21 protein-coding genes are annotated in these 21655 nt (G+C 68.4%); 6 read left to right on the forward strand and 15 right to left on the reverse strand.

What is annotated here, in order from left to right:
- Window positions 1-102: 102 nt before the first annotated feature.
- From OU996_RS12860 to OU996_RS12890, 7 genes are all read right to left on the reverse strand, one after another.
- Window positions 103-594: a MarR family winged helix-turn-helix transcriptional regulator gene (locus OU996_RS12860; protein WP_267582014.1), complete on the reverse strand. Its 492-nt coding sequence runs from the start codon at window positions 592-594 to the stop codon at window positions 103-105.
- Between the two features lie 318 nt (window positions 595-912).
- Window positions 913-1401 carry a DNA starvation/stationary phase protection protein Dps gene (gene dps / locus OU996_RS12865; RefSeq protein ID WP_267582015.1) on the reverse strand — a complete coding sequence of 163 codons (489 nt, stop codon included), beginning with the start codon at window positions 1399-1401 and terminating at the stop codon, window positions 913-915.
- Window positions 1402-1519: 118 nt separating this feature from the next.
- Window positions 1520-2476 (reverse strand): agmatinase, encoded by a 957-nt coding sequence (gene speB / locus OU996_RS12870; RefSeq protein WP_267582016.1) that lies wholly within the window; start codon window positions 2474-2476, stop codon window positions 1520-1522.
- Window positions 2476-3432, reverse strand: a complete 957-nt coding sequence (gene speB, locus OU996_RS12875) for an agmatinase (protein ID WP_267582017.1) — start codon at window positions 3430-3432, stop codon at window positions 2476-2478. The genes speB (OU996_RS12870) and speB (OU996_RS12875) overlap by 1 nt, the downstream gene beginning before the upstream one ends.
- Window positions 3433-3451: 19 nt before the next feature.
- Window positions 3452-4228 (reverse strand): creatininase, encoded by a 777-nt coding sequence (locus OU996_RS12880; protein ID WP_267582018.1) that lies wholly within the window; start codon window positions 4226-4228, stop codon window positions 3452-3454.
- A 31-nt stretch (window positions 4229-4259) separates the two neighbouring features.
- Window positions 4260-4985 carry an SDR family NAD(P)-dependent oxidoreductase gene (locus OU996_RS12885; protein ID WP_267582019.1) on the reverse strand — a complete coding sequence of 242 codons (726 nt, stop codon included), beginning with the start codon at window positions 4983-4985 and terminating at the stop codon, window positions 4260-4262.
- On the reverse strand, window positions 4979-5737 hold the full coding sequence (locus OU996_RS12890; RefSeq protein ID WP_267582020.1) for an SDR family NAD(P)-dependent oxidoreductase: 759 nt from the start codon (window positions 5735-5737) through the stop codon (window positions 4979-4981). The genes OU996_RS12885 and OU996_RS12890 overlap by 7 nt, the downstream gene beginning before the upstream one ends.
- Window positions 5738-6016: 279 nt before the next feature.
- On the opposite strand from OU996_RS12890, the gene OU996_RS12895 reads away from it, so the two are divergent.
- Window positions 6017-6943 (forward strand): LysR family transcriptional regulator, encoded by a 927-nt coding sequence (locus OU996_RS12895; RefSeq protein ID WP_267582021.1) that lies wholly within the window; start codon window positions 6017-6019, stop codon window positions 6941-6943.
- Here OU996_RS12895 and OU996_RS12900 read toward each other — a convergent pair.
- Complete coding sequence (locus OU996_RS12900; RefSeq protein WP_267582022.1) at window positions 6928-9051, reverse strand: GumC family protein; 2124 nt, start codon at window positions 9049-9051, stop codon at window positions 6928-6930. The two genes, OU996_RS12895 and OU996_RS12900, sit on opposite strands and share 16 nt — an antisense overlap.
- 102 nt (window positions 9052-9153) lie before the next feature.
- Window positions 9154-10440 carry a lipopolysaccharide biosynthesis protein gene (locus OU996_RS12905; RefSeq protein WP_267582023.1) on the reverse strand — a complete coding sequence of 429 codons (1287 nt, stop codon included), beginning with the start codon at window positions 10438-10440 and terminating at the stop codon, window positions 9154-9156.
- 92 nt (window positions 10441-10532) lie between these two features.
- Between OU996_RS12905 and OU996_RS12910 the strand changes: the two genes are divergently transcribed.
- The 5 genes from OU996_RS12910 (at window position 10533) to OU996_RS12930 (ending at window position 14941) form a co-directional block, all read left to right on the forward strand.
- A complete protein-coding gene (locus OU996_RS12910) occupies window positions 10533-10955 on the forward strand; it encodes a hypothetical protein (RefSeq protein WP_267582024.1) in 423 nt (140 codons plus the stop codon).
- Between the two features lie 123 nt (window positions 10956-11078).
- A complete protein-coding gene (locus OU996_RS12915) occupies window positions 11079-11930 on the forward strand; it encodes a polysaccharide biosynthesis/export family protein (RefSeq protein ID WP_267582025.1) in 852 nt (283 codons plus the stop codon).
- A 26-nt stretch (window positions 11931-11956) separates the two neighbouring features.
- Window positions 11957-12742, forward strand: a complete 786-nt coding sequence (locus tag OU996_RS12920; RefSeq protein ID WP_267582026.1) for a WecB/TagA/CpsF family glycosyltransferase — start codon at window positions 11957-11959, stop codon at window positions 12740-12742.
- Complete coding sequence (locus tag OU996_RS12925) at window positions 12739-14088, forward strand: hypothetical protein (RefSeq protein ID WP_267582027.1); 1350 nt, start codon at window positions 12739-12741, stop codon at window positions 14086-14088. Before OU996_RS12920 ends, OU996_RS12925 begins: the two co-directional genes overlap by 4 nt.
- Before the next feature lies 1 nt (window position 14089).
- Window positions 14090-14941 carry an FkbM family methyltransferase gene (locus tag OU996_RS12930; RefSeq protein ID WP_267582028.1) on the forward strand — a complete coding sequence of 284 codons (852 nt, stop codon included), beginning with the start codon at window positions 14090-14092 and terminating at the stop codon, window positions 14939-14941.
- A gap of 3 nt (window positions 14942-14944) precedes the next feature.
- On the opposite strand, the gene OU996_RS12935 is transcribed toward OU996_RS12930, so the two are convergent.
- The 6 genes from OU996_RS12935 to OU996_RS12960 all read right to left on the reverse strand — a co-directional run bounded on the left by OU996_RS12935 (window position 14945) and on the right by OU996_RS12960 (window position 21514).
- Complete coding sequence (locus tag OU996_RS12935) at window positions 14945-15976, reverse strand: glycoside hydrolase family 18 protein (RefSeq protein ID WP_267582029.1); 1032 nt, start codon at window positions 15974-15976, stop codon at window positions 14945-14947.
- Complete coding sequence (locus tag OU996_RS12940) at window positions 15910-17325, reverse strand: exopolysaccharide biosynthesis polyprenyl glycosylphosphotransferase (RefSeq protein WP_267582030.1); 1416 nt, start codon at window positions 17323-17325, stop codon at window positions 15910-15912. Before OU996_RS12940 ends, OU996_RS12935 begins: the two co-directional genes overlap by 67 nt.
- A gap of 245 nt (window positions 17326-17570) precedes the next feature.
- Entirely contained in the window at window positions 17571-18584 is a 1014-nt protein-coding gene (locus OU996_RS12945) for an NAD-dependent epimerase/dehydratase family protein (RefSeq protein ID WP_267582031.1), read from the reverse strand.
- 98 nt (window positions 18585-18682) lie between these two features.
- Entirely contained in the window at window positions 18683-19762 is a 1080-nt protein-coding gene (locus tag OU996_RS12950; protein ID WP_267582032.1) for an RIO1 family regulatory kinase/ATPase, read from the reverse strand.
- The gene (trmFO, locus tag OU996_RS12955; protein WP_420712631.1) at window positions 19759-21177 is read right to left on the reverse strand and encodes a methylenetetrahydrofolate--tRNA-(uracil(54)-C(5))-methyltransferase (FADH(2)-oxidizing) TrmFO; all 1419 of its coding nucleotides are present in this window, start codon (window positions 21175-21177) and stop codon (window positions 19759-19761) included. Before trmFO ends, OU996_RS12950 begins: the two co-directional genes overlap by 4 nt.
- 175 nt (window positions 21178-21352) lie before the next feature.
- Window positions 21353-21514 (reverse strand): DUF1127 domain-containing protein, encoded by a 162-nt coding sequence (locus tag OU996_RS12960; RefSeq protein ID WP_267582034.1) that lies wholly within the window; start codon window positions 21512-21514, stop codon window positions 21353-21355.
- Window positions 21515-21655: the final 141 nt, after the last annotated feature.

The raw sequence follows: 21655 nt of genomic DNA on the forward strand, positions 1-21655 counted from the left end.
CGAAAGAAAAACCCGCCGCGTCATGCGCGGCGGGTTTTTTTCATCGTCCAGATTACCGAGAACTGCGTTCGTCAGCCGCCGTCGCCGCCCTGAAGGCGGCGGTCATCCGCCGTCGCCGCCATAGCGCAGCGCGCTGGTCCAGTGCATTTCGAGCTTGCGCAACACGTTATAGGCGGTGGTCAGTTCCAGCGCCTCGGCCTCGTCACGCGGGGCACGCTCGGCGGTGTCGTGCATGTTGCGGATGGCGTCGCACAGGCTGATCGCCTTCGCCGTCAGCTTGAGACGGGCCGAGCGCCGGTCACGCAGCGACGGCGAGCGGTGGACATAGCCGCCCTCGACGAGCTGCTTGAGATTGTAGGAGGCGTTGGAGCCGAGATAGTGGCCGCGCTCCAGGAGGTCGCGGACCGAGAGCTCGTCGCTGCCGATGGTGAAGAGCAGCATCACCTGTGACGGACTGATATCGTCCGTGCCGAGCCGCGTCAGCTCGATCCGCAGAAGATCGAGAAAGCGGCGATGCGCGCGCTCGATCACCCGGGCGATTTCCAGATGGTTGATGACGAATTCCGAGGCCCCCTCGGTACTCGTGCCGTTCATGGCTGAGATGATGTGCGCAGACGTGATCTCATCATCCTGCTCCTTGGCTGGCCTGGCTGCCATGCGCCCTTGCCCCTCTTGTTCGCTGCGGTCCCGGACGCTGATGCCCCACCCGGCCGGTTTCGATTCAGCCACGCTTTACAAACGAAGAATGGCGGAATTCCCGTTCTAGGCAAAGCGGTAAGCCGTGCGGGCTCAAAGAAAACACGGGCGAGTACAGCGGGCGCGACAAGTAGAGATTGCAGCGCCGCGTTTTCCTGGTTTCGACATACCATGAAAGAGCGCGCGCAGGCTTGGGGAAACCTGCGCGCCTTGGCGTTACTGCGCTTCCTGAAGGTGCGATTCGATGAACCAGAGTGCCTTGTCGAGCGAACGCGAGGCGGCGGTGAAGATGTCGGCGGTGGTGGCGTCACCGGCCTCGTCCGCCTCGTCAATTGCCTTGCGCACGCTGTTGGCAACAGCGCCGTAGCGGTCGGCGAGTTCCCCGAGATGATCGGCGATCTTGTAGATGTCGGTGGGGTAGGGCTTGAGATGGCTCGCCGTGCCCACGGTCTGGGTGGTGCCCAGCGCCGTTCCGCCGAGCTGCACCACGCGCTCCGCCATGGTGTCGTTGTGGCCGTCCAGCTCGGTGCGGAAGCCGTCCAGCATCTCATGGACGGCGATGAAGTGCGGGCCCTTTAGGTTCCAGTGCGCCTGCTTGGTGGCGAGCGCGAGGTCGATGCCGGCGGCGAGATTGGCGTTGAGCAGGTCGATGGCGACCTTCTTGGCGTTGGAGGGCAGGTCGTTGGCGGTCTTGTGGGTGCGCATGATGTCTCCTCTGCGGCTCCCGGCGTCGCCATCATGGCGGCTTATCGCCCGTGGCGACACCGGTACGTCGATGGAGGGCAAATCGGTCACGCGTGCCGAAGGTCAAGACCGCGCAGGTTCAGCTTTTCCGGTTGTGCAGGATGCGGCCGATGAAGTTCAGCAGCACTTGCGCGGCAAGGATCGAGGTGACGCCGCCCGGATCATATTCGCGGGCAACCTCGACGAGATCGACGCCGATCACCGTGCCGCGCTTGGTGAGGCCGTCGAGCAGTTCCAGCACCTCGTAATAGGTGAAGCCGCCATGGCTCGGCGTGCCGGTGCCCGGCGCGATGGAGGGGTCGAAGCCGTCAATGTCGATGGTGACGTAATAGCGCTTGCCCTCCGGGATGCGGGCCAGCACCGCCTCGGTGCCGAGCTTGCGGATCTGCCGCACGCTGAGGATGTCCGAGCCCATGGAGCGCGCCGCCTCATAGCCCTCGCGGGCGGTGGAGGAGACGTTGCGAATGCCGAGCTGGGTGAGGCCGGTGACATAGGGCTTCTCGGCCGCCCGGCGCAGCGGGTTGCCGTGGCCGCGCCGCACGCCCTTGCGCTCGTCCACGAAGTCGAGATGGGCGTCGAACTGGACGATGTGGAACGGCTCCGCGTCGGAGAACGCCTCGATGCAGGGAATGTTGACCGAGTGATCGCCGCCGAGCACCACCGGGATGGCGCCGGCCTTGAGGATCTTGCGCACGCCATATTCGATATTGGCGTGGCTCTGGTCGGTGTCGGTGTGGATCATGTCGGCATCGCCGATATCGACGATGCGGGTTTTTTCCGCCGCCAGATAGGTGACGTCGTCCTCATGGTCATAGGCGCCGGCATGGCCAAAAGAGAACAGCGTCGAGGCCTCGCGGATGGCGCGCGGGCCCGAGCGGGCGCCCGAGCGCCATTGCGTGCCGAGATCGAAGGGCGCGCCGAGAATGGCGACATCGGCGTCGATCCGGTCCCAGTCGAGCTGGAGCGGGTATTTGCCGAAGGTGCAGATGCCGACGAAGGGCAGGTCGAGCCGCCCGGTCTCATAGCCATGGGCCATTAGCGGGCTCCCTTCTTCTCGACGGTGCCCGCGAGCACGCAGAGCAGTTCAAACAGGATGGTGGCACCGGTGAGCGCGGTGAGGCCGGAAGGGTCGAAGGGCGGGGCGACCTCGACGAGATCGGCGCCGATAATGTCGAGCCCGTCGAGCAGGCGGACCATGGCCTGCGCCTCGCGGGTGGAGAAGCCGCCGATTTCCGGCGTGCCGGTGCCCGGCGCCTGCGAGGGGTCGATGCCGTCAATGTCGAAGGTCACATAGGTCGGCTTGTCGCCGACGATGGCGCGGGCTTCCGCCATCACATCCTCGACGCCGCGGGCGACGAATTCCTCGATGAAGATGATGCGCACGCCCATGTCGCGGGCATAGTCGTAATTGCCGGCGTCCGAAATGGCGCCGCGCAGGCCGATCTGCACGAAGCGCTTGGGATCGACCAGCCCTTCCTCGATGGCGCGGCGGAACGGCGTGCCATGGGTGTAGCGGCTGCCGTTGAAGAAGCTGTCATAGGTGTCCGAATGGGCGTCGAACTGGATGAGGCCGACCGGCCCGTCGCTCGCGAGCCCACGCAGGATCGGCAGGCTGATGAGATGGTCGCCGCCGGCGGTGAGCGGCAGCGCGCCGGCCTCGCGCACGCTCGTGTAATGCGCGGTGATGAGGTCGAGCGAGCGCATCAGGTCGAACGGATCGGTGATGACGTCGCCGCAATCGGCCACGCGCGCCCGGTCATAGGGCGACAGGCCGGTGACGTGGTGCACGCGGCGCATCAGGCTCGACTGGTTGCGCAATTCGCGCGGGCCGTGGCGGGTGCCGGCGCGGTTGGTGGTGCCGAGGTCGAAGGGCAGGCCGAGAATGGCGATGTCGACCTCGGACGGCTCGGCCACCGGCAGGCGCATGAAGGTCGGCAGCCCCGCATAACGGGGGATGCTGCCGGAATCGAGGGGCTCGAAGATGCGGGTCATGGGTGGGTTTCCAACGGGCCTACAGCCCGAATTCCTTGCGGATGGCGGCGGACATGTGGGTGACGTAGTCGGCCATCAGCAGCTCGCCCTTTTCCACCGTGGAGCCGGTGGCAACGGCCAGAACGCCAGAGGGCGGCAGGCCGAAATCGGCGGGGACGGGGAATTTGTCATAGGGAGGAAAGGTGGCCGGGCCGTCACTCGGCACCTTGTCCATCTCCACGAGATCCGGGCGCAGCAAGAGCATGAGCGAGGTCTCGAGCAGGCTCGCATGTTCGAGGTCGATGCCGGGGAAGCCGTCAGGGAACAGCGTGTCGAGCGTCGCGCGCTGGGCGAAGTCCCAATATTCCAGCCGCATTACCTGCATGTCGGTGATGCCGTCGCGGGAAAGCTCGCGCAAAGCCAGGTCCAGCCCTTCGACCGATGGCCAGAGATTCTCGTAATGGCCGTTCACCAGCACGAGGCGGCGCACGCCCTGCCGGCCGAGATTGCGGATCACGTCGCGCAGCACCAGCGAGAAGGTGTGCGCATCAAGGCTCAGCGTGCCGGGAAACTGCTCGCCGCCGCCCGAGCGCGGCATGGACTTGCAGCCATAATTCACCGTCGGGGCGACGATGCCGCCGATCGCGCGGGCGACGCGCTCGCACACGCCGGTGGGCAACACCACGTCCACATTGAGCGGCAGATGCGGCCCATGCTGCTCGGTGGAGCCGACCGGCAGCAGCACCGGCGCGCCGGCGGCGATCTTCGCCGCGAATTCGGGCCAGCTCAGTTCGTCGAGACGGACGCTGTCGACCATGTTTCCCTCGGGTTCTGTCGGTGCAAATCTCTCAATGCATGCCCGCGCCGCCATCGACGCTGATGCATTGGCCGGTGATGAAGCCGGTGGCGCGGCTCGCAAGGAACAGCACCGCCTGGGCGATTTCCTCCGGCCGGCCGACGCGGCCGAGCGGGTTGGTGGTCTCCAGCGCCCGTTCGGCCGGGCTCATGCGGTCGAAGCCGAGCAGCGGCGTGTCGACCGGGCCGGGGGCGACGGCGTTGACCAGGATGTCCGGGGCGAGTTCGCGCGCCCAGGCGCGGGTGAGGCTGAGCACCGCGCCCTTGGTGGCGCAGTAGCCGGAGGCGCCGGCGCGGCCGAGATAGGCCAGTTCCGAGGCGATGTTGATGATGCGCCCGCGCACCGGGGCCGGGCCGTTGAAGTGCTTGAGCGCTTCGCGCGCCATCAGGATCGGCCCGCGAATGTTCACCGCCGCCATGCGCTCATAGGCGCCGATGTCGAAGCTGGCGAGCGGGGTGTCGACCAGCACGCCGGCGCAGTTGACGATGACGTCGAGCCCGCCGAGCTGGTCGCGCGCCGCATCCATGCCGGCGACGACGGCGGCCTCGTCCGACACATTGGTGAGGATGGTCGGCCAGTGCGAGGTCTGCTCCGGCGGGTGCAGGTCGAAGCCCACCACTTTGGCGCCGGCGGCGCTCAGCGCATCGGCACAGGCGCGGCCAATGCCGCTGCCCGCGCCGGTGACGATGACGCGCAAATCCTTGTGGGGGCTCACCATGGGAATTCTCCTCGGTCGACGCCGAGGCTCTGGCCGGTGATGTTGGCCGCAAGGTCGGACGCCAGGAACAGATAGGTGCCGGCGACATCCTCCGGCTCCATGAATCCCGGCAGGATCTGCCCGGCCACGATCTCGTTCAACAGCGTTTCCGGCTCGGCAGCCATGCGCGCGGCCATGGCATGGAGCGAGCGCAGCGAGGCTTCCGTGCGCACCCAGCCCGGACACACCGCATTCACGGTGATGCCGCGCGGGCCGAGTTCCTTGGCCCAGGTCTTGGTGAGGCCGATCACCGCGTGCTTGGAGGCGACATAGGCGCCGAACAGCGCCTCGGCCGAGCGCGACCACACCGAGGCGGTGTTGATGATGCGCCCGCCATGGCCCATGCGCGGCAGCAGGGCGCGGGTGACCAGGAAGGTGCCGACGACGTTGATCTCGACCACGCGGCGGAAGACCGCTTCATTCGCCGCGCCGGCATCGTCGAGCGGGGTGACGAGTTCGAGCCCGGCATTGTTCACGAGCACGTCGAGCCGGGGGATGGACGCCGCCACCGCCGCCACGGCCTCCGCCGAGGTGATGTCCGCCTGATGGCCGCGCGCGCCGAGCCGGCCGGCGGCCTCATGGATCGCCGCATCATCGGCGAGCATGTGCAACTCCGCGCCGGCGGCGGCGAAGGCGCGGGCGATGCCGAGCCCGATGCCACGGCTGGAGCCGGTGACGAGGACCGTGCGTCCGGCGAGCCCGTCGAGCGTCATACGGGCACGCGGGAGATGGGGAGGGCAGGGGCGCGCATCGGGGGGACTCCAGCGGGAGGGCGGGGCCATGCTGGCGCAGTTCCACTTTCCAGAAAATCGGAATTAGTGGAAGGATGTATTGATAGATGTAGATGTATCGGGCGCTTGCCTTGATCCGTCATCCCGGACGGTCCGCAGGACCGGGCCGGGATCGCGTCCCGGCAAAACGAGGTTGGGGGCGATCCCGGCTCTCGCTGCGCTCGGCCGGGATGACGGGTAGGGCATAAGGGGGACGGCGCCATGCGGCGGTTGGACAATATCGACCTGCGGCTGCTGCGCGTCTTCGTGGTGCTGGCGCAGGAGGGCGGGTTTCAGGACGCGCAGATCGCGCTGAACCTGTCGCAATCCACGCTCTCGACGCATCTGGCCGCGCTGGAGCGCAAGCTGGGCGGGCAACTTTGCGAGCGCGGGCGGGCGGGGTTCCGGCTCACCTCCTTCGGTGAGGCGACGCTCGTCGCCGCGCTGCGGCTGTTCGAGGACATCGATGCCTTTCACGGCCGGATCGGGCGCGACCAGCGCCGCCTCGTCGGACGGCTGCGCGTTGGCATCGTCGATGGCGTCGTGACCAACCCGCAACTGGGTCTCCAGACCGCGCTCGCCCGCTACATGGAGTATGCCTCGGAGGTGTTCGTCGATCTGGAGCTGGGCACGCCGCTGGCGCTGGAGCGGGCGCTGATGGACGGGCAGCGCGACCTTGTGGTCGGACCGTTCTCGCAGAAAGTGCCGGGCATCACCTATATTCCGCTGCACCGGGAGGCGCAGGCGCTCTATTGCGGGCGCGGCCATGCGCTGTTCGATCTGCCGGGTGCCGAGATCAGCCATGCCCGCATCGAGGAGGCGCTGTTCTCCGTGCGGCGCTACCGCCATCTCGACGACCTCTACCGGGTGAACCATCCGCGCGCGAGCGCCGCCATCGTGCAGATGGAGGCGCAGGTAATGATGATCCTGTCCGGCCGCTTCATCGGCTATCTGCCGCGCCATATTGGCGAGGATTGGGTCGGACGCGGGCAGATGCGTGTGCTGAAGCCGGAAAGCTACGGCTTCGATTCCGCGCATTTCGCCGCGACGCGCCGGCTGAGCGGCGAGCAGCCGCTGATCGACGCCTTCATCCGCGAGTTGCGGGCGCAGGCGCGCCCGGTGGCCGATCCGGTTCAGGTGAGCCGGTAGATCCAGTCCGGCAGGATGTAGCGGCGGCCAATGAAGACGAAGCCGAGCGGCACGCCGCCGCTCTCCACCACCGCGCTGCGCAGCGCGATGGCGGCGGGCTTGCGGGTCTTGTCGGCGCGCACCACCAGCACATTGCCGTCGACCAGCGCGTCGAGCCGATGGCCGAGCGCGCTCGCCTCGCGCGCCGTGCCGCAGAACACCACCGCCTCGCACTCCTGGCGCAGCTCGCGCATCAGCCCTTCCGCCTCATGCAGCGGCGTGCGCAGCTGGAGCAAGGGCGAGGTCTGCGCGTCGGTCAGGCTCCACAAGAGCGGCGTGCCGGTGGGGCGGGCGCGGATGCCGCCCTTGAGGCGGACCGAGGGGTCGTCAATCGTCACCGGCGCGGCGGTGAGGTCGACCAGCAGCGTGCGCAGGCCACGCTGGGTGGTGAATTCCGTGGCGACCCGCTCGGCAAGGCCCGACAGCGCCGGGTCCGCCTCCACGCCGACGAACTGGATCACCCGCACCGGCTGGCCGTCGACCCGCGTATCCGCCAGCAGCGCCGCGAGGTTGCCGGCGTCGCGCTGGAGCGCGGCATCATCCTCGCCGCGCGCGGGATTGTCGTACTCGCCGAGCACCGGCACCTCCAGCGCCCGCTCGGTCTCGCTCGGCTGGATAAAGGTCGAGCGCAGCGCCGAGGCGACAGCGCCGGCGGCCGCGCCGAACAGCACCGCGCCGATGAGGCCGGCGCCGAGGAAAGGCAGGCGCATGGAGCGGTTGGTCACAGAGGCGCCGGCATCCTGCACGAGGCGCACATTGGATTCGCGCTCGGCGGCGGCGGATTCCTCGATCTTGGCGGCGGTGGCGCGGCGCAGATATTCGCGGTAGCCCTCCGACAGCGTCTCGCGGCGGCGGTTGAGCTCGACCAGCTCGGTCTCGGCGGCGCGCAGCGCGGTGAGGCGCTTCTCGGCGTCCGCCTGCTGGACGACCAGTTCCTTTTCCTGCCGGTCGAGCGCGTCCGCCTCGATGCGCAGGCTGAGGATCATGTTGTTCACATAGCCCACCGCCGGGTTCCGCACGTCGCGGCTGGTCTCGTAGAGCCGCTCATTGCGGGTGGCGATCTGCTTGCGGATGGTCTCGATCTTGCGGTTGATCTCGCGCATCATCGCGCCATTGGCCGCGTATTGCAGGGCGAGGCGGTCGCGCTCGATGAGCAGCCGGCTCAGCGTGTTGTTGTCGTCGTCATTGCCCAGCGCGTCGCTCTTCTGGTTGAAGTCGAACACGGTCGGGGGCAGGGCGGCGAGCTGCTTTTCCGCCTCGGTCAACTGGCCGGCCACCGCGACCTTGCGCTCGGCGACCTGACGCCGGCGCTGGACCACCGAATCGACCTGATTGGCGGCGAGCACGGCATCCTGGTCGAAATCGATGATGCCGACGCGGCTTTTCAGCCCCTCGATCGCCCGGTCGGTCGCGGAGAGGTCGCGCTGGAAGCGCTCCACCTCGGCCTGGAGGATGCGGGCGGTGGGGTTCTCCATGATGACCCGCCGGCGCGCCATATAGGCGGCGACCAGCTTGTCGGTCGCCTCGATGGCGATGGCGCGGTCGGGATGGGTGAAGGACACCTCGATGACATTCGAGCCGTCGAGCACCGCCGCGCGCAGATTGCGTCGGAATCGCTCGATCGCCTTGTCCATGGCGCTGCCGGGCCCGGCGAGCAGATCGCGCACGCGGGACAAAAGGCCGGGCGGGAACAGCGTCTCGCGGCCCATATCCTCGATCACCGTGCGGATGACATCGGCGCTCTCGAGGATCTGCACCTCGGACTCGACCTGCTTCAGCCCCTCGATGGACAGCACGGCCGGCCCGGTGCCGGTGACGTTCTGCGCGTTCGTCACCTCGCGGCTGACGATGACCATGAGCAGGCTGTTGGCGGTGTATTCCGTCTTGGCGAAGGTCGCCGCCGTCACGCCCGCCGCCAGCGGCAGCAGCGCGGCCAGCAGGATGATGCGGATGTGGAAGAAGGCGGCGATGAGAAAGTCGCGCAGCGTGAAGGCAGGCGGGCGACTGCCGGACCACTGGCCGGCGGCCGTGGCCTCGGCCTCGCCCGCATAGGTTCCCGTCATCGCCATTCAACGCCACCTGCACGCCCACCGGCCGGGCGGCCACACCTCTACTCGACGTGAGTGTGCGCCATTAACGCTAAGCGCCGGTAAAGACCGGCAGCCGCTGCGTCAAAAAGCCTGCGGCATCAGCCGGCGCACCGCGATTGCCGTGCCGAGCGCGCCCTGGACGATGACGAGGGCGGTGAGGATCGCTGCGCCATTCATCCCGTAAAGCGGCACGAGCACGGCGCCGGCGGCGCAGCAGACGAGGAATTGCGCGACGTTCAGCCAGCGCAGCAGGCCGCCATGGCCGGTCATCGCCAGCACGATGTCCTGGCAGGAGAGCAGGCCGTTCACCAGTTGTCCGGCCGCCATGATGACGAGGGCGGTGGCGGCGATCTCGAAGCCGGGGCCGATCAGCGCCAGCAGCGGGCCGGGCACCAGCATCATAAGGGCGACCGGCGGCACGCTGCACAGCGCGACCAGCCGGCGCGCGCGCCGGTTCTGTGCCCGCAGGCCGGCCCAGTCGCCCAGCCGGTGCAGGGCGGAAAAGCGTGGTGCGGCGATGGAGCCGATGGCGATGATGACCACCCAGATGAGGATGGACAGCCGGTTGGCGATGCTGAAGGCGCCGACCTCGGCGGGGCTGGCATAGACCGCCAGCAGCAGCATGGGGATGGAGTTGAGCGAGACCTGCACCACCTCCACCAGCCCCAGCGGCACGGCGGTGCGCCACAGCGCGGGGAGGGCGCCGGCGGGAGCCTCGACCGGGGCGGCGCCGTCGCGCTCGGCCCGCAGGATCAGCCCGGCGCCGATGGCGGTGGCGGCGAGATTGGCGAGGGCCAGCGCATAGAGCATGGCGGAAAGCGACTGCGCGCCCGCCAGCATGGCGAGGAGGGTGAAGACCGGCCAGGAGGCGTTCTGCACGAACTGCCCGGCGACGCCGCGCCCGAGCCCCAGCAGCACATGGCCGGCATAGAAGCACAGCGCCTGCGGCAGGATCGCCAGCGCGGCGATGCGCAGTGGGGCGGCCAGATCGGGATCGTGGAACAGGTAGGACGCGGCGGGCGCCGCGGCGGCGAGCGTTGCCAGCGTGGCGATGACGCTGCCGAGTAGCGTCCAACCAAGGCCGGTGAGCATGGCCCGCTGCGCCGCCGCGCCGTCGCCAATGGCGATCTCCGCCGCCATATGGCGCACCACCGCCTTCTCGAAGCCGGCGCGGGCGATGGTGGCGGCAAGGCCGACCCAGGTGAGGCAGATGAAATAGAGCCCCGCCTCATGCGTGCCGAGCAGGCGTGCCGCCAGCATGAACAGGCCGAGCTTGCCCACCACCTCCAGCCCGCGCACGGCGAGCGCGCCGGCATAGGGCGCATAGGCCAGCGCCAGCCGGGAGAGACGGGAGGGGAGGCTCGGCATGCGATCCTTTACAACCGGCTAGGGAGAAGCGAGACAGCGCCGGCCCGCCATGGCATATCGCCCCCATGGGCCGGATGGGACGACACCCCCGCATGAACCACGCAGCCGGGCGCCTCGCAAGAGCCGGGCGCGCCGGGGTGCTGGTGGCTGCCGCGCTGCTGGCGATCGCTGCGCCGAGCCTGCCGGTGGGGGCGCAGACGGGCACGGGCGACCTGCCGGGGGCGAGCCCGCTCGACCCGTCCATCGACCCGTTCCCCTTCGATGGGCGCCTTGCCATCCGCGACTATCTGCGCCGCGCCTTGCCGAGCCGCTGGTGGGCGAACGAGCCGGATTTCTCGCTCGGCGTCTGGTCGGCCATGGTTCATGTGCCCGATGACTGGAAGGGCAACCCGACCGCCGCGCTGATCGGCCTGTGTCCACCGCGCGAGAGCGCTCTCTGGCGTCATATCGACCGGCTGGACCTCGTGCCCTTCTACCGCGATGCGCGCCGCGCCGGCACCACCTGCCGCCGCTGAGTGCCGCTGCGGGAAGCCGAGTCATTGCAAGGATTTAAGGCTTCGTTAACCGCGTTTCTTTAGGTTTCGAGCGTCGCAGCGTGCCGCCCGTGGCGGTGGCGCGTGCCGAGCCGGAGAAGATGGATGCCCCTAGCCGACAGCGGCGACGACGCGCCCCGCTTCCGCGCCGCCGCACGGGCGTGGCGGGGGCGGCAGGGCGCCGTGCTCGTGCCGGCGCTGCTGCTGGCCGTGATGCTCGCCGGCTGCACCACGAGCCGCGAGACCACCGGTTCGGTCGGCAAGCCGCAGAGCCCGGGCGATGCCTTCACGACCGGGCAGGAACTGCGCTTCACCGAGGTCAACCCGCAGGGCTTCCGCCCGTGGAGCAGCCAGGTGCCTCCGTACCGGATCGGTCCCGGCGACAAGCTGAAGATCAAATACTTCCTCACCCGCGACATGGACGAGGAACTCACCGTCTCGCCCGATGGCACGGTGGCGCCGCGCGCCATCGGCCAGCTCAAGGTCGAGGGGATGACGCTCGCCGGCGCGCAGGAAGTGGTGCGCCGCGCCTCGCGCGTCGAGCTCGCCGACCAGAAGGTGGTGATCGCGCTCGAAGACCCCGTCTCCGCCAAGGTCTACATCGGCGGCATGGTCGAGCGGCCCGGCCCCTATAATCTTTCGGAGATGCGCAACGGCACGCTGCAGGGCATCCTCACCGCCGGCGGCTTCACCGAGGAGGCGCGCACCGGGCAGGTGGCGATTATCCGCCGCGGCCCGGACAACATGCCGATGCTGCGCCTCGTCGACGTCAAGGAGATCATCCAGACCGGCTTCACACTGGACGATGTGCAGCTTGTCTCGGGCGACATCATCTATGTGCCGCGCAGTTCCGTCGCCGAGCTGAATGTCTGGATCGACCAGTTCATCAACAAGGTGGTGCCGTTCCAGCGCAGCTTCAACTATACGATGGGCACGCAGAGCACCGTGACCCCCTAAGGGGGCGCCACCAAGGAAGAGCCCCCGTGGAAGCCGTGCCGGAGGTCGTCTATCTCGGCGTGCCGATCGCCCGGCTGGACACGGCGGCGGCCGCCGCCGCCATCGCCGCGCGGCCGGCCGATGCGCCCTTCGCCTATGTCGTGACGCCCAATGCGGCGCATTTCACCCGGCTGAATGAACTCGGCGATTCCGGCTTCCGCGACGCCTATGACCATGCCTGGCTGCGCCTTTTGGATGGGCAGGTGCCGCGTGTTCTCGCGCGCCGGCTGTTCGGGCTTGACCTGCCGCACGCCGCCGGCAGCGACGTGACGCTCGCCTTGCTGGAGCACCATACCGCGCCGGAGGATCCGGTGACGGTGATCGGTGGCAGCGAGGAATTGCGGCGCCGGCTGATGGCGCGCTTCGGCCTCACCCGTCTCGCCCTGCATGTGCCGCCCATGGGCTTCATCCGCGATCCCGCCGCGGTGGCGGCGTGCGTGGAGTTCGTCGTGGCTCATCCGGCGCGTTACGTCTTCCTCGTCGCCGGCTCGCCGCAGTCGGAATATCTGGCGCGCGCCATTGCGGCGCGCGGCGGGGCGGTGGGCTGCGGGCTGTGCGTGGGGAGTGCGCTGAACTTCGCTACCGGCCTCGTGCCGCGCGCGCCGGCCTTTCTGCGCCGCGCGGGGCTGGAATGGGCGTATCGCCTCGCGCGCAACCCGCTTGGCCACGCCCGCCGCGTCTTCATCGATTCCGCGCCCGTGCTGCTGACGGCGCTGAAGGCACGCCGCGATCCGGCGCGCTACGGCATGACGCCGCCGGAGGGCGGGGCATGAGCGGGGGCGTCACCTCCCGGCGCCGCGCGGCGGTGGTGAGCCTACCCCGCGCCTATGTGCCCGACCCGCTGCCGATCTCCGACGAGCGGTTCTCCGGGCTGGTGACAACGACGATCCTCGTCGTCACCCTGCCGCTGTTCGCGCAGTGCTTCCATTACCTGCACGAGCTGACCGCCCCCTATCTGCTCTCCAAGGCGTGGCCGCTCGCCTGCCTGCCGCTGGCGCTCTATGCGGTGGTGCGGCTGGAGCTGCCGGCCAAGCGCTTCTATCTCGTCTTCCTCGCCTATGCGCTGGGCGTCACACCCTTCATCTCCATGGTGCAGCTCGGCAATGGGCTGATCGACGCGCTGATCACCACGGTGAAGGTGTGGCCGATCACCTATTATTTCGCGCTCTCGGCGCTGCTCGTCTGGCTGGCACCGAGCCATGACCGGCTGCGCGCCGTGCTGGTGGGGCTCGGGGCGGCGACCTTCGCGCTGATGGTGCTGCTGTGGATCGCCGTGCCGACGAGCTGGTATGTGAACGATCCGATGCTCGGCAAGCTGTTCATGATCGAGGTCGAGCGCGGCTATCGCATCTACATGCCGATGTTCTTCGGCGCGCTGCTGCTGTTCTACCTCGCGCGCCGCGCCGTGCAGCGCCCGACCCTGCTGGCCCCGCTGCTGATCCTCGCCGGCTTCCTCGCCATGCTGATGATCTACAAGCAGCGCACGGCCATTGGCGGCATGCTGCTGATCTGCGTCTACGCCACTGTCACCTCGCTGGCGCCTCGCCGGCGCCTGCTCATCGTCGGGCTGTTCCTCGCCGTGGTGCCGCTCGGCGTCGGGGCGATGATGGTGCAGAACGCCGATAGTCTGGTGCAGTCGCTCGGCGGCTCGCTCACCGTGCGCCAGCACTCGCTGGCGCTGGCGGCGAATTTCCTCGGCGACGACCCGTGGCGCTGGCTGTTCGGGGTGGGCGCCACGACCCGCTTCGGCGCCATCACGCTCGCCGACATTTTCGGCAATGACCAGTTCTACATCGCCGATCTCGGCTGGTTCGGCGTCGTCTTCGAATATGGGCTGCTGGGGGCGCTGCTGCTGGCGGGGCTCTATGTCTGGGGGGTTATCGTCGTGCTGAGGGCCGCGCGCGGCACGGATGACGCACTGGTGCTCGCGCTCTCCGACTACATCCTCTATCTGCTGGTCACCTCGGCGGTCTATTCGCTGGTGTTCACGCCGGGCGAACTCGGCGTGGTCATGGCGCTCGCCATCTACCTCCTGCGCGTGCGGGGGCGGCGCCCCTCGACAGCGCGACCGGCGCACCGCATAAGCTTCGGCGCCCATGCCCGATCCGACGGAGACTAGGATGCTGCGCCGCCTGTCCAAGCTCATGCGCATGCCCGGTTTCCGCGAAGCACCGCTGGCGGTGAGTGCGCGCGGCCTGCGCTGGATGGCGGCGGTGGCGCTGGGGCGCAGCCCGGTCTTCGAGCTGGTGCCGGGCGGCGCCAAGCTGCGCGTGCCGCCGGATCTGCGCTTTACCTCCGTTTCCGCCTTCCTGCTGCGGGACGCGGTGGAGCCGGAGCTGCACTACCTCCAGAAATTCGTGCGGCCGGGCGACGTGTTCGTCGATGTCGGCGCCAATATCGGCCTGTTCACGCTGAAAATGGCGCCAAGCGCGGCCCGTATCGTCGCGGTGGAGCCCGGCGAGGCGGCGGGCACACAGCTTGCCGCCAATGTCGCGCTGAACGGCTTTGCCAATGTCGCCATCGTGCGCAAGGCGCTCTCGGATGCGCCGGGCCGTGCGTCGCTGTTCCACAACCCGCTGGGTGATGATCCGCAGGCCTTCTCGCTGCTCAGCGACGGCTCGGATGCCGGCAGCGAGAGCGTGGAGCTGACGACGCTCGACCTTCTGGTCGCCGAGCAGGGCCTGCCGCGCGTCGATTGCATCAAGATCGACGTGGAAGGCGCGGAAGGGCAGGTGCTTGCCGGCGCTGCGCAGACGCTGGAGCGTGACCGGCCGACCGTGATCTTCGAGATGAACTGCCCGACCCTGATGAAGGCGGGCGGCGATGCGGCGGCCGCCTGGAACCTGCTGGCGGCCCGCGACTACCGCTTCTTCCACCTGGAGGAAGATGGCCGCCTCACCCCGCTCGGCAGCCGCCCCAGCGAGTTCTGCAACGTCATCGCCCGCCACAAGGACGCACCGGCGCTCGGCTGAGCCTCAGGGCGTGCAGCCCTCAAGCTCCAGCCCGATGCAGATCGCGGTGGTGAGCGCGCTGGCATCGGGATTGTCCGGGCCGGGAGGGCCGGGGGGCGTCAGGTTCAGCGCGTAGAGCATGGCGCCGCCGAGCGGGTCCGGCTTCAGCGCCGCCATCAGCGCGGCGGTGCCGGCGAGCGTCACGCGCTTTTCGCCCTGCGTCGGCGGCAGGACCGGGATGCCCAGCGCCAGCGGGCCTTTCCACAGGCTGCGATAGGCGCGGAAGGCCTCCAGCGGCTGGTAATGCGGCCCGGCGTCATAGCTCATGATCGCCACGAGATCGAGCATCGCCGCCTCGGGCGCGCGCAGCAGCGCGATCATCGAGCCGCGCCAGGGGCTTGGCGGCGGGGCGTTGGCGAAGGCGCCCTCGCCATAAGCGCCGACGCTCCAACCGGCAATGCTGAGGATATAAGGCCGGGGCAGGGCGTCGCGCAGGCGCCGCACAAGGCTGATGAACGTCGCATCGCTGGCGCAGGCGACCCAGCCCGTACGGATCAGGCAGGCGGGCTGCGTCGGTTCATAGTCGATGTCGACGCCATCCGCGCCGAGATCGGTCACCAGCCGGGCGAGCGCGCCGGTGTCGAGCCTGTCCCAGCCGCCATAGGTCGCCCCGCCCACCGCCAGCAGCACGCGCGTGGCGGGAGCGCGGGCCTTCAGCGCGGCGATGGCGTCCTTCAGCACCGCACCGGAAAACGGGTATTGCAGCCCTGTGCCGGCCAGCTCGAGGCCCCCGGTATAGGCAAGGTCCGGCTTCACGAAGGCCAGCGCGACATGGGTGAGGGCGGCGGGGAGGCGCGCGAGGGTGGTCGCCGCCCCGTCCTGCGCCGGCGGCTCGTACCAGCTTGCCTGATAGGCGAGGAAGGGCCGTGCCGGCTCGGCCCGCGCGGCTGCGGCCCCGGCAAGGCACGCGAGCGCCGCCAGCGCCAGCCTTAGAACGCCGAATTGTCGGCGAGGCCCTTGGTGACGGTGAGCAGCAGAATGCGGATGTCGAACCATATCGACCAGTGCTCGATGTAGTAGAGGTCGAGCTCGACGCCGCGCTCGGCCTTCTCGACGGTGTAGATGCCGCCGCGCATCCCGTTGATCTGCGCCCAGCCGGTGATGCCCGGCTTCATGCGGTAGCGCGCGACATAGTCGCTGATCGCCTCATAACGCACATCCTCGGTGATCCGCATGTTCGGCACATGCGGGCGCGGGCCGACGACCGACATGTCGCCCTTGAGGACGTTGAGAAGCTGCGGCAGTTCGTCGATGGAGAAGCTGCGCAGCAGCGCGCCGACGCGGGTGATGCGTGGATCCTCCCGCACGGCGGCGACCGAGCCGTCATCGGCCGGGTTCACATGCATGGTGCGAAGCTTGTAGACGGTAAACTCGCGGTTGTTCAGGCCAATGCGGGCCTGGCGGAACAGCACCGGGCCGGGCGAATCCAGCTTGATGGCGAGGGCGGCCAGCAGCAGGACCGGCGAGACCAGGATCAACCCGAGCGTGGCGACGGTGTAGTCCTCCACCGCCTTGAAGATGCCGAGCGAGCCTTTGAGCGGGCGCTGCTGCACCTGCAAAGCGCGGTGGTCGGCAATGCTGGTGAGGCCGGCATAGCCCGGCTTGAAGGTGCCGGGCTCCAGCTCCAGCATGACGTCGACGGCGAAGCGGTTGAGCTGCTGCGCCACCTCGCCAATGGCCCGCACGTCGTTCCACGACTTGGTGACGATCACCATGTCCACCGTGTCGCGGCGGGCATAGGCGAATAGTTCGGCAAGCCCCCCGCGCATCGGCGGCACGCCCTCGCCCGCGAGCTCGGCGGGCGTCGCCGGGCGGCCCTCGTCGCGGAACACGGCGATGAAGTCGAGCAGCCGCTCGCCCTGCTGCTCCTCATAGTAATTTCGTACCAGCGCGTAGGCCCGGTCGAGATCGCCGATCACCAGCACGTCGCGGCGCAGCAGGCCGCGCCGGTTGATCGAGCGGATCAGCCAGCCGACCAGCAGCAGGCGGCCGACGAGCAGCGCGAGCGCGGCGATGGTCGCCCAGTGGCCGAGGGCGGTGAGATCCTCGTCCTCGGCCGGAACCAGCGCGTAATAGACCAGCAGCACCGCTAGCGCGGCCGGGATGCCGCCGATCAGCACATGGACGATCTGCCGGCGCAGGCGCTTATAGTGCTCGACGCGGAAGGCTTGGCCCAGCGTCAGCGTGCCCGCATAGACCGACGCCGCGATGACGCCGAGAACGGCGGTCTGGCTCCAGCTCAGCTCGTGCCAGATCAGGTAACCCGCCAGCGTGGCGAGGGCGATCATCGTCAGGTCGCAGAGGATGACGAGGCGGTTGACCAGGCCATGGGTCCAGCGCGTCATCGGGTAATCCCTCGTGACGCCATGTCTCGCCGTGCCCCGCCGGCCTGAGGCCGGTACGGCATGAAGCCGAGGTCATGCAACCCGCAAAGAATCGACATGGAAAGGATGACGTCCGCCGCTCGCCCCATCACCGTCTGTCGACGATGAATGTTGCGCGAAGCTTTATCACCGGCGTGATTGCCATTCCATTTCCAGAAAGCCCGGCTTCACGACGCGCTTAACAGAGCGTCAAAGTCGGAGACGCGTCAGAGATAGACCTGCGCCTCGCGATACCAATCGACGAAGGCGCGCACGCCGACCGACAGCGGGGTGGCGGGCGAATAGCCGGTGAGCGCCTGCAGCAGCGCTGGGCTGGCGAAGGTGCGCGGCACGTCGCCCTTCTGCATCGGCAGCATCTTGCGCTTGGCCGGGCGACCGATGATGTCCTCGATGGTCTCGACGAAATCCATAAGCCCGACCGGGTTGCCGCCGCCGATATTGACCACGCGGAACGGCCCCTGCGCGGACAGCGTATCCACGCCGGCGGGCGCGGTAACGCGGTTGGCCTCTCCCGGCGGGATCGCGGCCAGGCGGATGATGGCCTCCACCAAATCGTCGATATAGGTGAAGTCCCGGCTCATCTTGCCTTCGCCGTAGATCTCGATCTCCTGATCCGCCAGCATGGCCGAGACGAACTTGAACAGCGCCATGTCCGGCCGGCCCCAGGGGCCATAGACGGTGAAGAAGCGGAAGGCGGTCGTCGGCACCTTGTAGAGATGGGCATAGGAGTGGCCCATCATCTCCATGCCCTTCTTGGTGGCGGCATAGAAGGTGAGCGGCTCGTCGGCCCGGTCGGTCTCGTGGAACGGCACGGTGGGGTTCGCGCCATAGATGGAGGAGGTCGAAGCGAGCAAAAGGTGCTTCACCTCCAGCTCCTTGGCCAGTTCCAGCACGTTCCAGGAGCCGACGAGGTTGGAGTCGAGATAGGCCTGCGGGTTTTCCAGGCTGTAGCGCACGCCCGCCTGCGCGGCGAGGTGGACGATGACGTCCGGGCGCGCCTCATGGGCGGTGGCACTCAGCAGCGCGCGGTCCTCGAGCCGGCCGATCACCGGCCGGAACGCCGCGAACTGGCCGAGCGCGGCGTGGCGGGCTTCCTTGAGCTTCAGATTGTAATAGGCGGTCATCCCGTCGAAGCCGACGACCTCATGCCCATCTTCCAGCAGCCGGCGCGCGAGGTGGAAGCCGATGAAGCCGGCGGTGCCGGTGATGAGATAGCGCATATGCCCCCACGCGATTGGTCCGCGGACCACCCCACGATCCGCGGGCGCATCTTTAGGTGCAGCGCGGTAGAGTCAAGGCCGGTATGGTGAAACCCCGGCTAAATGCCGCGCCGGACGCGGTCGCTAAGGTTGCGCCGCTCGCGGATGATGGCGTCAAGCGCGACCTGCTGCTCGGGGGTGCGCGGGAGCTGGTCGAGCTGGTCGAGCTGGTTCAGGGCGACGAGGCGCAGCAGATCATCGCGCGGCTCGTCGCTCGCGTCGCGCGGCAGGGCGGTCACGGTCTGGATATGCTCGGGCGGCAGGATACCCGGCAGGGCGGTCGCGAGGCGCTCGCGCAGCGCCGTCTCGTCCACCCCGGCGGCCTCGACGAAGGCATAGAGGCCGAAGCTGTGGCCGGCAGTCGGGAAGTCGGCGATATGGACCGCGCTGACGCCCGGATGGGCGGCCAGCACGGCGGCGATGGCCGGGCCCTGCTCCATGGCGCGCGGGCCGCGCCCTTCGGTATCATGGTAGTTCAGCAGGCGGCGGGTGACGAAGTTGTAGACCTTCTTGCCGGTGCTCATCCAGATGCGGTTGAACAGGCTCTTGCGGGCGAGAATGCGCTTCTCGATCGGGGTGAGCGCTTCCGGGCAGAAGCTGCGCTTCTGCTTCAGCAGATGGCGAATATCCTCATACGCCGCGATGCGGAAGATCTTGCTGCGCCGGCTGAAACAGAAGGCGAGCTGGAAATCCATCAGCACGGCGCGCCCGTCCGCCGCGTAGAGCCAGTTCTGCGGCTTGGCGAGATCGTTATGGGCGATGCGGCGGCGATGCACCTCGCGCAGGCCCTGCCGCGCCGAGCGGAAGAAGGCGGCGTCGCCATAGGGGCGGGCGATCTGCAGGGGGATGCCGTCGACAAAGCCGCGCACCAGCGCGCCTTCCTCCAGCGCGTAAACCGGTACGGTATGACCGCTGCCCTCGGCCCGGCGCAGCGCCCGTGCCTCGCGGCGGGCGAAGTGGCGGGCGAGCGGCTTCACCCACCATTTCACGTCGTCATAGCGCCGGCGCACGGCCGGGAAGGCGCGGCCTTGGCCGTCATGCCAGGTGCCGCGCTCGATGGTGCTGAAGATGTCGCGCTTCAGCACGGTGTCGAGCGTGAAGCCGCGCGGGGCCGAGAGGGCGTCGGGGCGAAGGGTCACGCGGCTTCCTCACCGGCGAGATCGGCATGGGCGCGGGCGAAGCCGTCCATCTCCGCCAAGGCGCGCGCCGCCATAAGCTGTTTCTTGGCCACGGTTTTCTGCGTACCGCGCAGGCGATTGCCATCGGCATCGCGGGTCGGGTTGGCGTGAAGCGGCGGGAACAGGCCGAAATTGATGTTCATCGGCTGGAAGGAGCGCGGGCCGGCTTCCACCGTCTCGATATGGCCGCCGGTGATGTGATTGAGCAGCGCGCCATGGGCGGTGGTGGCGGGCGGCGGTTCCATGACACCGCCGAGGCGCTCGGCGCTGGCGAACAGGCCGGCCATGAGGCCCATGGCCGAGCTTTCCACATAGCCCTCGCAGCCGGTGATCTGGCCGGCGAAGCGCAGGCGCGGCTCGGCTTTCAGCCGCAAGGTGCGGTCGAGGAGCTTGGGCGAGTTGAGGTAGGTATTGCGGTGCAGGCCACCGAGGCGGGCGAACTCGGCCTTTTCCAGGCCGGGAATCGTGCGGAAGATCCGCACCTGCTCGGCATGGCGCGTCTTGGTCTGGAAACCTACCATATTATAGAGTGTTCCCAACGCGTTATCCTGCCGGAGCTGGACCACGGCATAGGGCTTCACGGTCGGGTTGTGGGCATTGGTGAGGCCCATCGGCTTCATCGGGCCGTGGCGCAGCGTCTCCGGCCCGCGCGCGGCCATGACTTCGATCGGCAGGCAGCCGTCGAAATAGGGCGTCGCGGCCTCGAAGTCGCGGAAGGGCACGGTATCGGATTCGATCAGCGCGGCGACGAAGGCTTCGTACTGTGCCTTGTCCATCGGGCAGTTGATGTAGTCGGCGCCGGTGCCGCCGGGGCCCACCTTGTCATAGCGCGACTGGAACCAGCACACGTCCATGTCTATGGAATCAAAGTGAATTATCGGCGCGATGGCGTCGAAGAAGGCGAGCGCGCTCTCATCCGTGCGGGCGCGGATGGCGTCGGCCAGCGCCGGGGAGGTGAGGGGGCCGGTGGCGATGATGACGCTGTCCCAGTCCTCCGGCGGCAGGCCGGTAATCTCGCCGCGCTCCAGCGTGATGAGCGGATGGGCGGTGATGGCGGCGGTGACGGCGGCGGCGAATCCCTCGCGATCGACCGCCAGCGCGCCGCCGGCCGGTATCTGGTGACCGTCGGCGCAGGCCATGATGAGCGAGCCGAGGCGGCGCATCTCGGCGTGCAGCACGCCGACCGCGTTATTGGAAGAATCGTCTGATCTGAAGGAGTTGGAGCAGACCAGCTCCGCCAGATCCTCGCTCTTATGGGCGTCCGTGCCGCGCGTGGGGCGCATTTCGTGCAGCACCACGGGAACGCCGCGACGGGCGAGCTGCCAGGCGGCTTCGCAGCCGGCGAGGCCGCCGCCGATGATGTGGACCGGACGCATCTGCGAGCTCGTCATGATCGCGCTGGGCTGCCTTTACTCATCTTTCCAGCCGCGCCCTTAGCACGGAACCGGGCCGAAAAAGAAACGGCCCCGGAAATTTCCGGGGCCGTTCGATCAGTGCAGTGTGGTGGACGATCAGGCCAGTGAGGCTTGCCTCACCGGATCGTCCGGCCAATCAGGCCGCGGCAGCCGCCTGACGCGCGACGCGGACGATTTCGCCACGGGTCACGTTGATGTCGGCGAGCGTGCGGTCGTCGAGCTGCGAGAGCTCGAGAACGGTGCGGCGGTACGCCTGCCAGCGGCGGATCTGCTTGGCAACAAGGCCCCAGAGCAGCATGTGAAGTCTCCATCAGCTTAGATACCGGATCGCGGCCATCCCTCACGCGGGGCCAGCTGCACGTCCGTTAATCAGTTCGCTGCCTATATATTCGACATCCTGCTCATTCGGTAGGAAGTATACCGCATCCCAGCCCTGCAC

The sequence above is a fragment of the Ancylobacter sp. SL191 genome (assembly GCF_026625645.1).
Classification (GTDB): Bacteria; Pseudomonadota; Alphaproteobacteria; order Rhizobiales; family Xanthobacteraceae; genus Ancylobacter.

What these genes read in the sequence shown, in the direction of transcription:
- OU996_RS12860 (WP_267582014.1), bottom strand. Translation starts at nt 594, where the DNA reads ATGAACGGCACGAGTACCGAGGGGGCCTCGGAATTCGTCATCAACCAT.
- dps (WP_267582015.1), bottom strand. Translation starts at nt 1,401, where the DNA reads ATGCGCACCCACAAGACCGCCAACGACCTGCCCTCCAACGCCAAGAAG.
- speB (WP_267582016.1), bottom strand. Translation starts at nt 2,476, where the DNA reads ATGGCCCATGGCTATGAGACCGGGCGGCTCGACCTGCCCTTCGTCGGC.
- speB (WP_267582017.1), bottom strand. Translation starts at nt 3,432, where the DNA reads ATGACCCGCATCTTCGAGCCCCTCGATTCCGGCAGCATCCCCCGTTAT.
- OU996_RS12880 (WP_267582018.1), bottom strand. Translation starts at nt 4,228, where the DNA reads ATGGTCGACAGCGTCCGTCTCGACGAACTGAGCTGGCCCGAATTCGCG.
- OU996_RS12885 (WP_267582019.1), bottom strand. Translation starts at nt 4,985, where the DNA reads ATGGTGAGCCCCCACAAGGATTTGCGCGTCATCGTCACCGGCGCGGGC.
- OU996_RS12890 (WP_267582020.1), bottom strand. Translation starts at nt 5,737, where the DNA reads ATGACGCTCGACGGGCTCGCCGGACGCACGGTCCTCGTCACCGGCTCC.
- OU996_RS12895 (WP_267582021.1), top strand. Translation starts at nt 6,017, where the DNA reads ATGCGGCGGTTGGACAATATCGACCTGCGGCTGCTGCGCGTCTTCGTG.
- OU996_RS12900 (WP_267582022.1), bottom strand. Translation starts at nt 9,051, where the DNA reads ATGGCGATGACGGGAACCTATGCGGGCGAGGCCGAGGCCACGGCCGCC.
- OU996_RS12905 (WP_267582023.1), bottom strand. Translation starts at nt 10,440, where the DNA reads ATGCCGAGCCTCCCCTCCCGTCTCTCCCGGCTGGCGCTGGCCTATGCG.
- OU996_RS12910 (WP_267582024.1), top strand. Translation starts at nt 10,533, where the DNA reads ATGAACCACGCAGCCGGGCGCCTCGCAAGAGCCGGGCGCGCCGGGGTG.
- OU996_RS12915 (WP_267582025.1), top strand. Translation starts at nt 11,079, where the DNA reads ATGCCCCTAGCCGACAGCGGCGACGACGCGCCCCGCTTCCGCGCCGCC.
- OU996_RS12925 (WP_267582027.1), top strand. Translation starts at nt 12,739, where the DNA reads ATGAGCGGGGGCGTCACCTCCCGGCGCCGCGCGGCGGTGGTGAGCCTA.
- OU996_RS12930 (WP_267582028.1), top strand. Translation starts at nt 14,090, where the DNA reads ATGCTGCGCCGCCTGTCCAAGCTCATGCGCATGCCCGGTTTCCGCGAA.
- OU996_RS12935 (WP_267582029.1), bottom strand. Translation starts at nt 15,976, where the DNA reads ATGGTTCGACATCCGCATTCTGCTGCTCACCGTCACCAAGGGCCTCGC.
- OU996_RS12940 (WP_267582030.1), bottom strand. Translation starts at nt 17,325, where the DNA reads ATGACGCGCTGGACCCATGGCCTGGTCAACCGCCTCGTCATCCTCTGC.
- OU996_RS12945 (WP_267582031.1), bottom strand. Translation starts at nt 18,584, where the DNA reads ATGCGCTATCTCATCACCGGCACCGCCGGCTTCATCGGCTTCCACCTC.
- trmFO (WP_420712631.1), bottom strand. Translation starts at nt 21,177, where the DNA reads ATGCGTCCGGTCCACATCATCGGCGGCGGCCTCGCCGGCTGCGAAGCC.
- OU996_RS12960 (WP_267582034.1), bottom strand. Translation starts at nt 21,514, where the DNA reads ATGCTGCTCTGGGGCCTTGTTGCCAAGCAGATCCGCCGCTGGCAGGCG.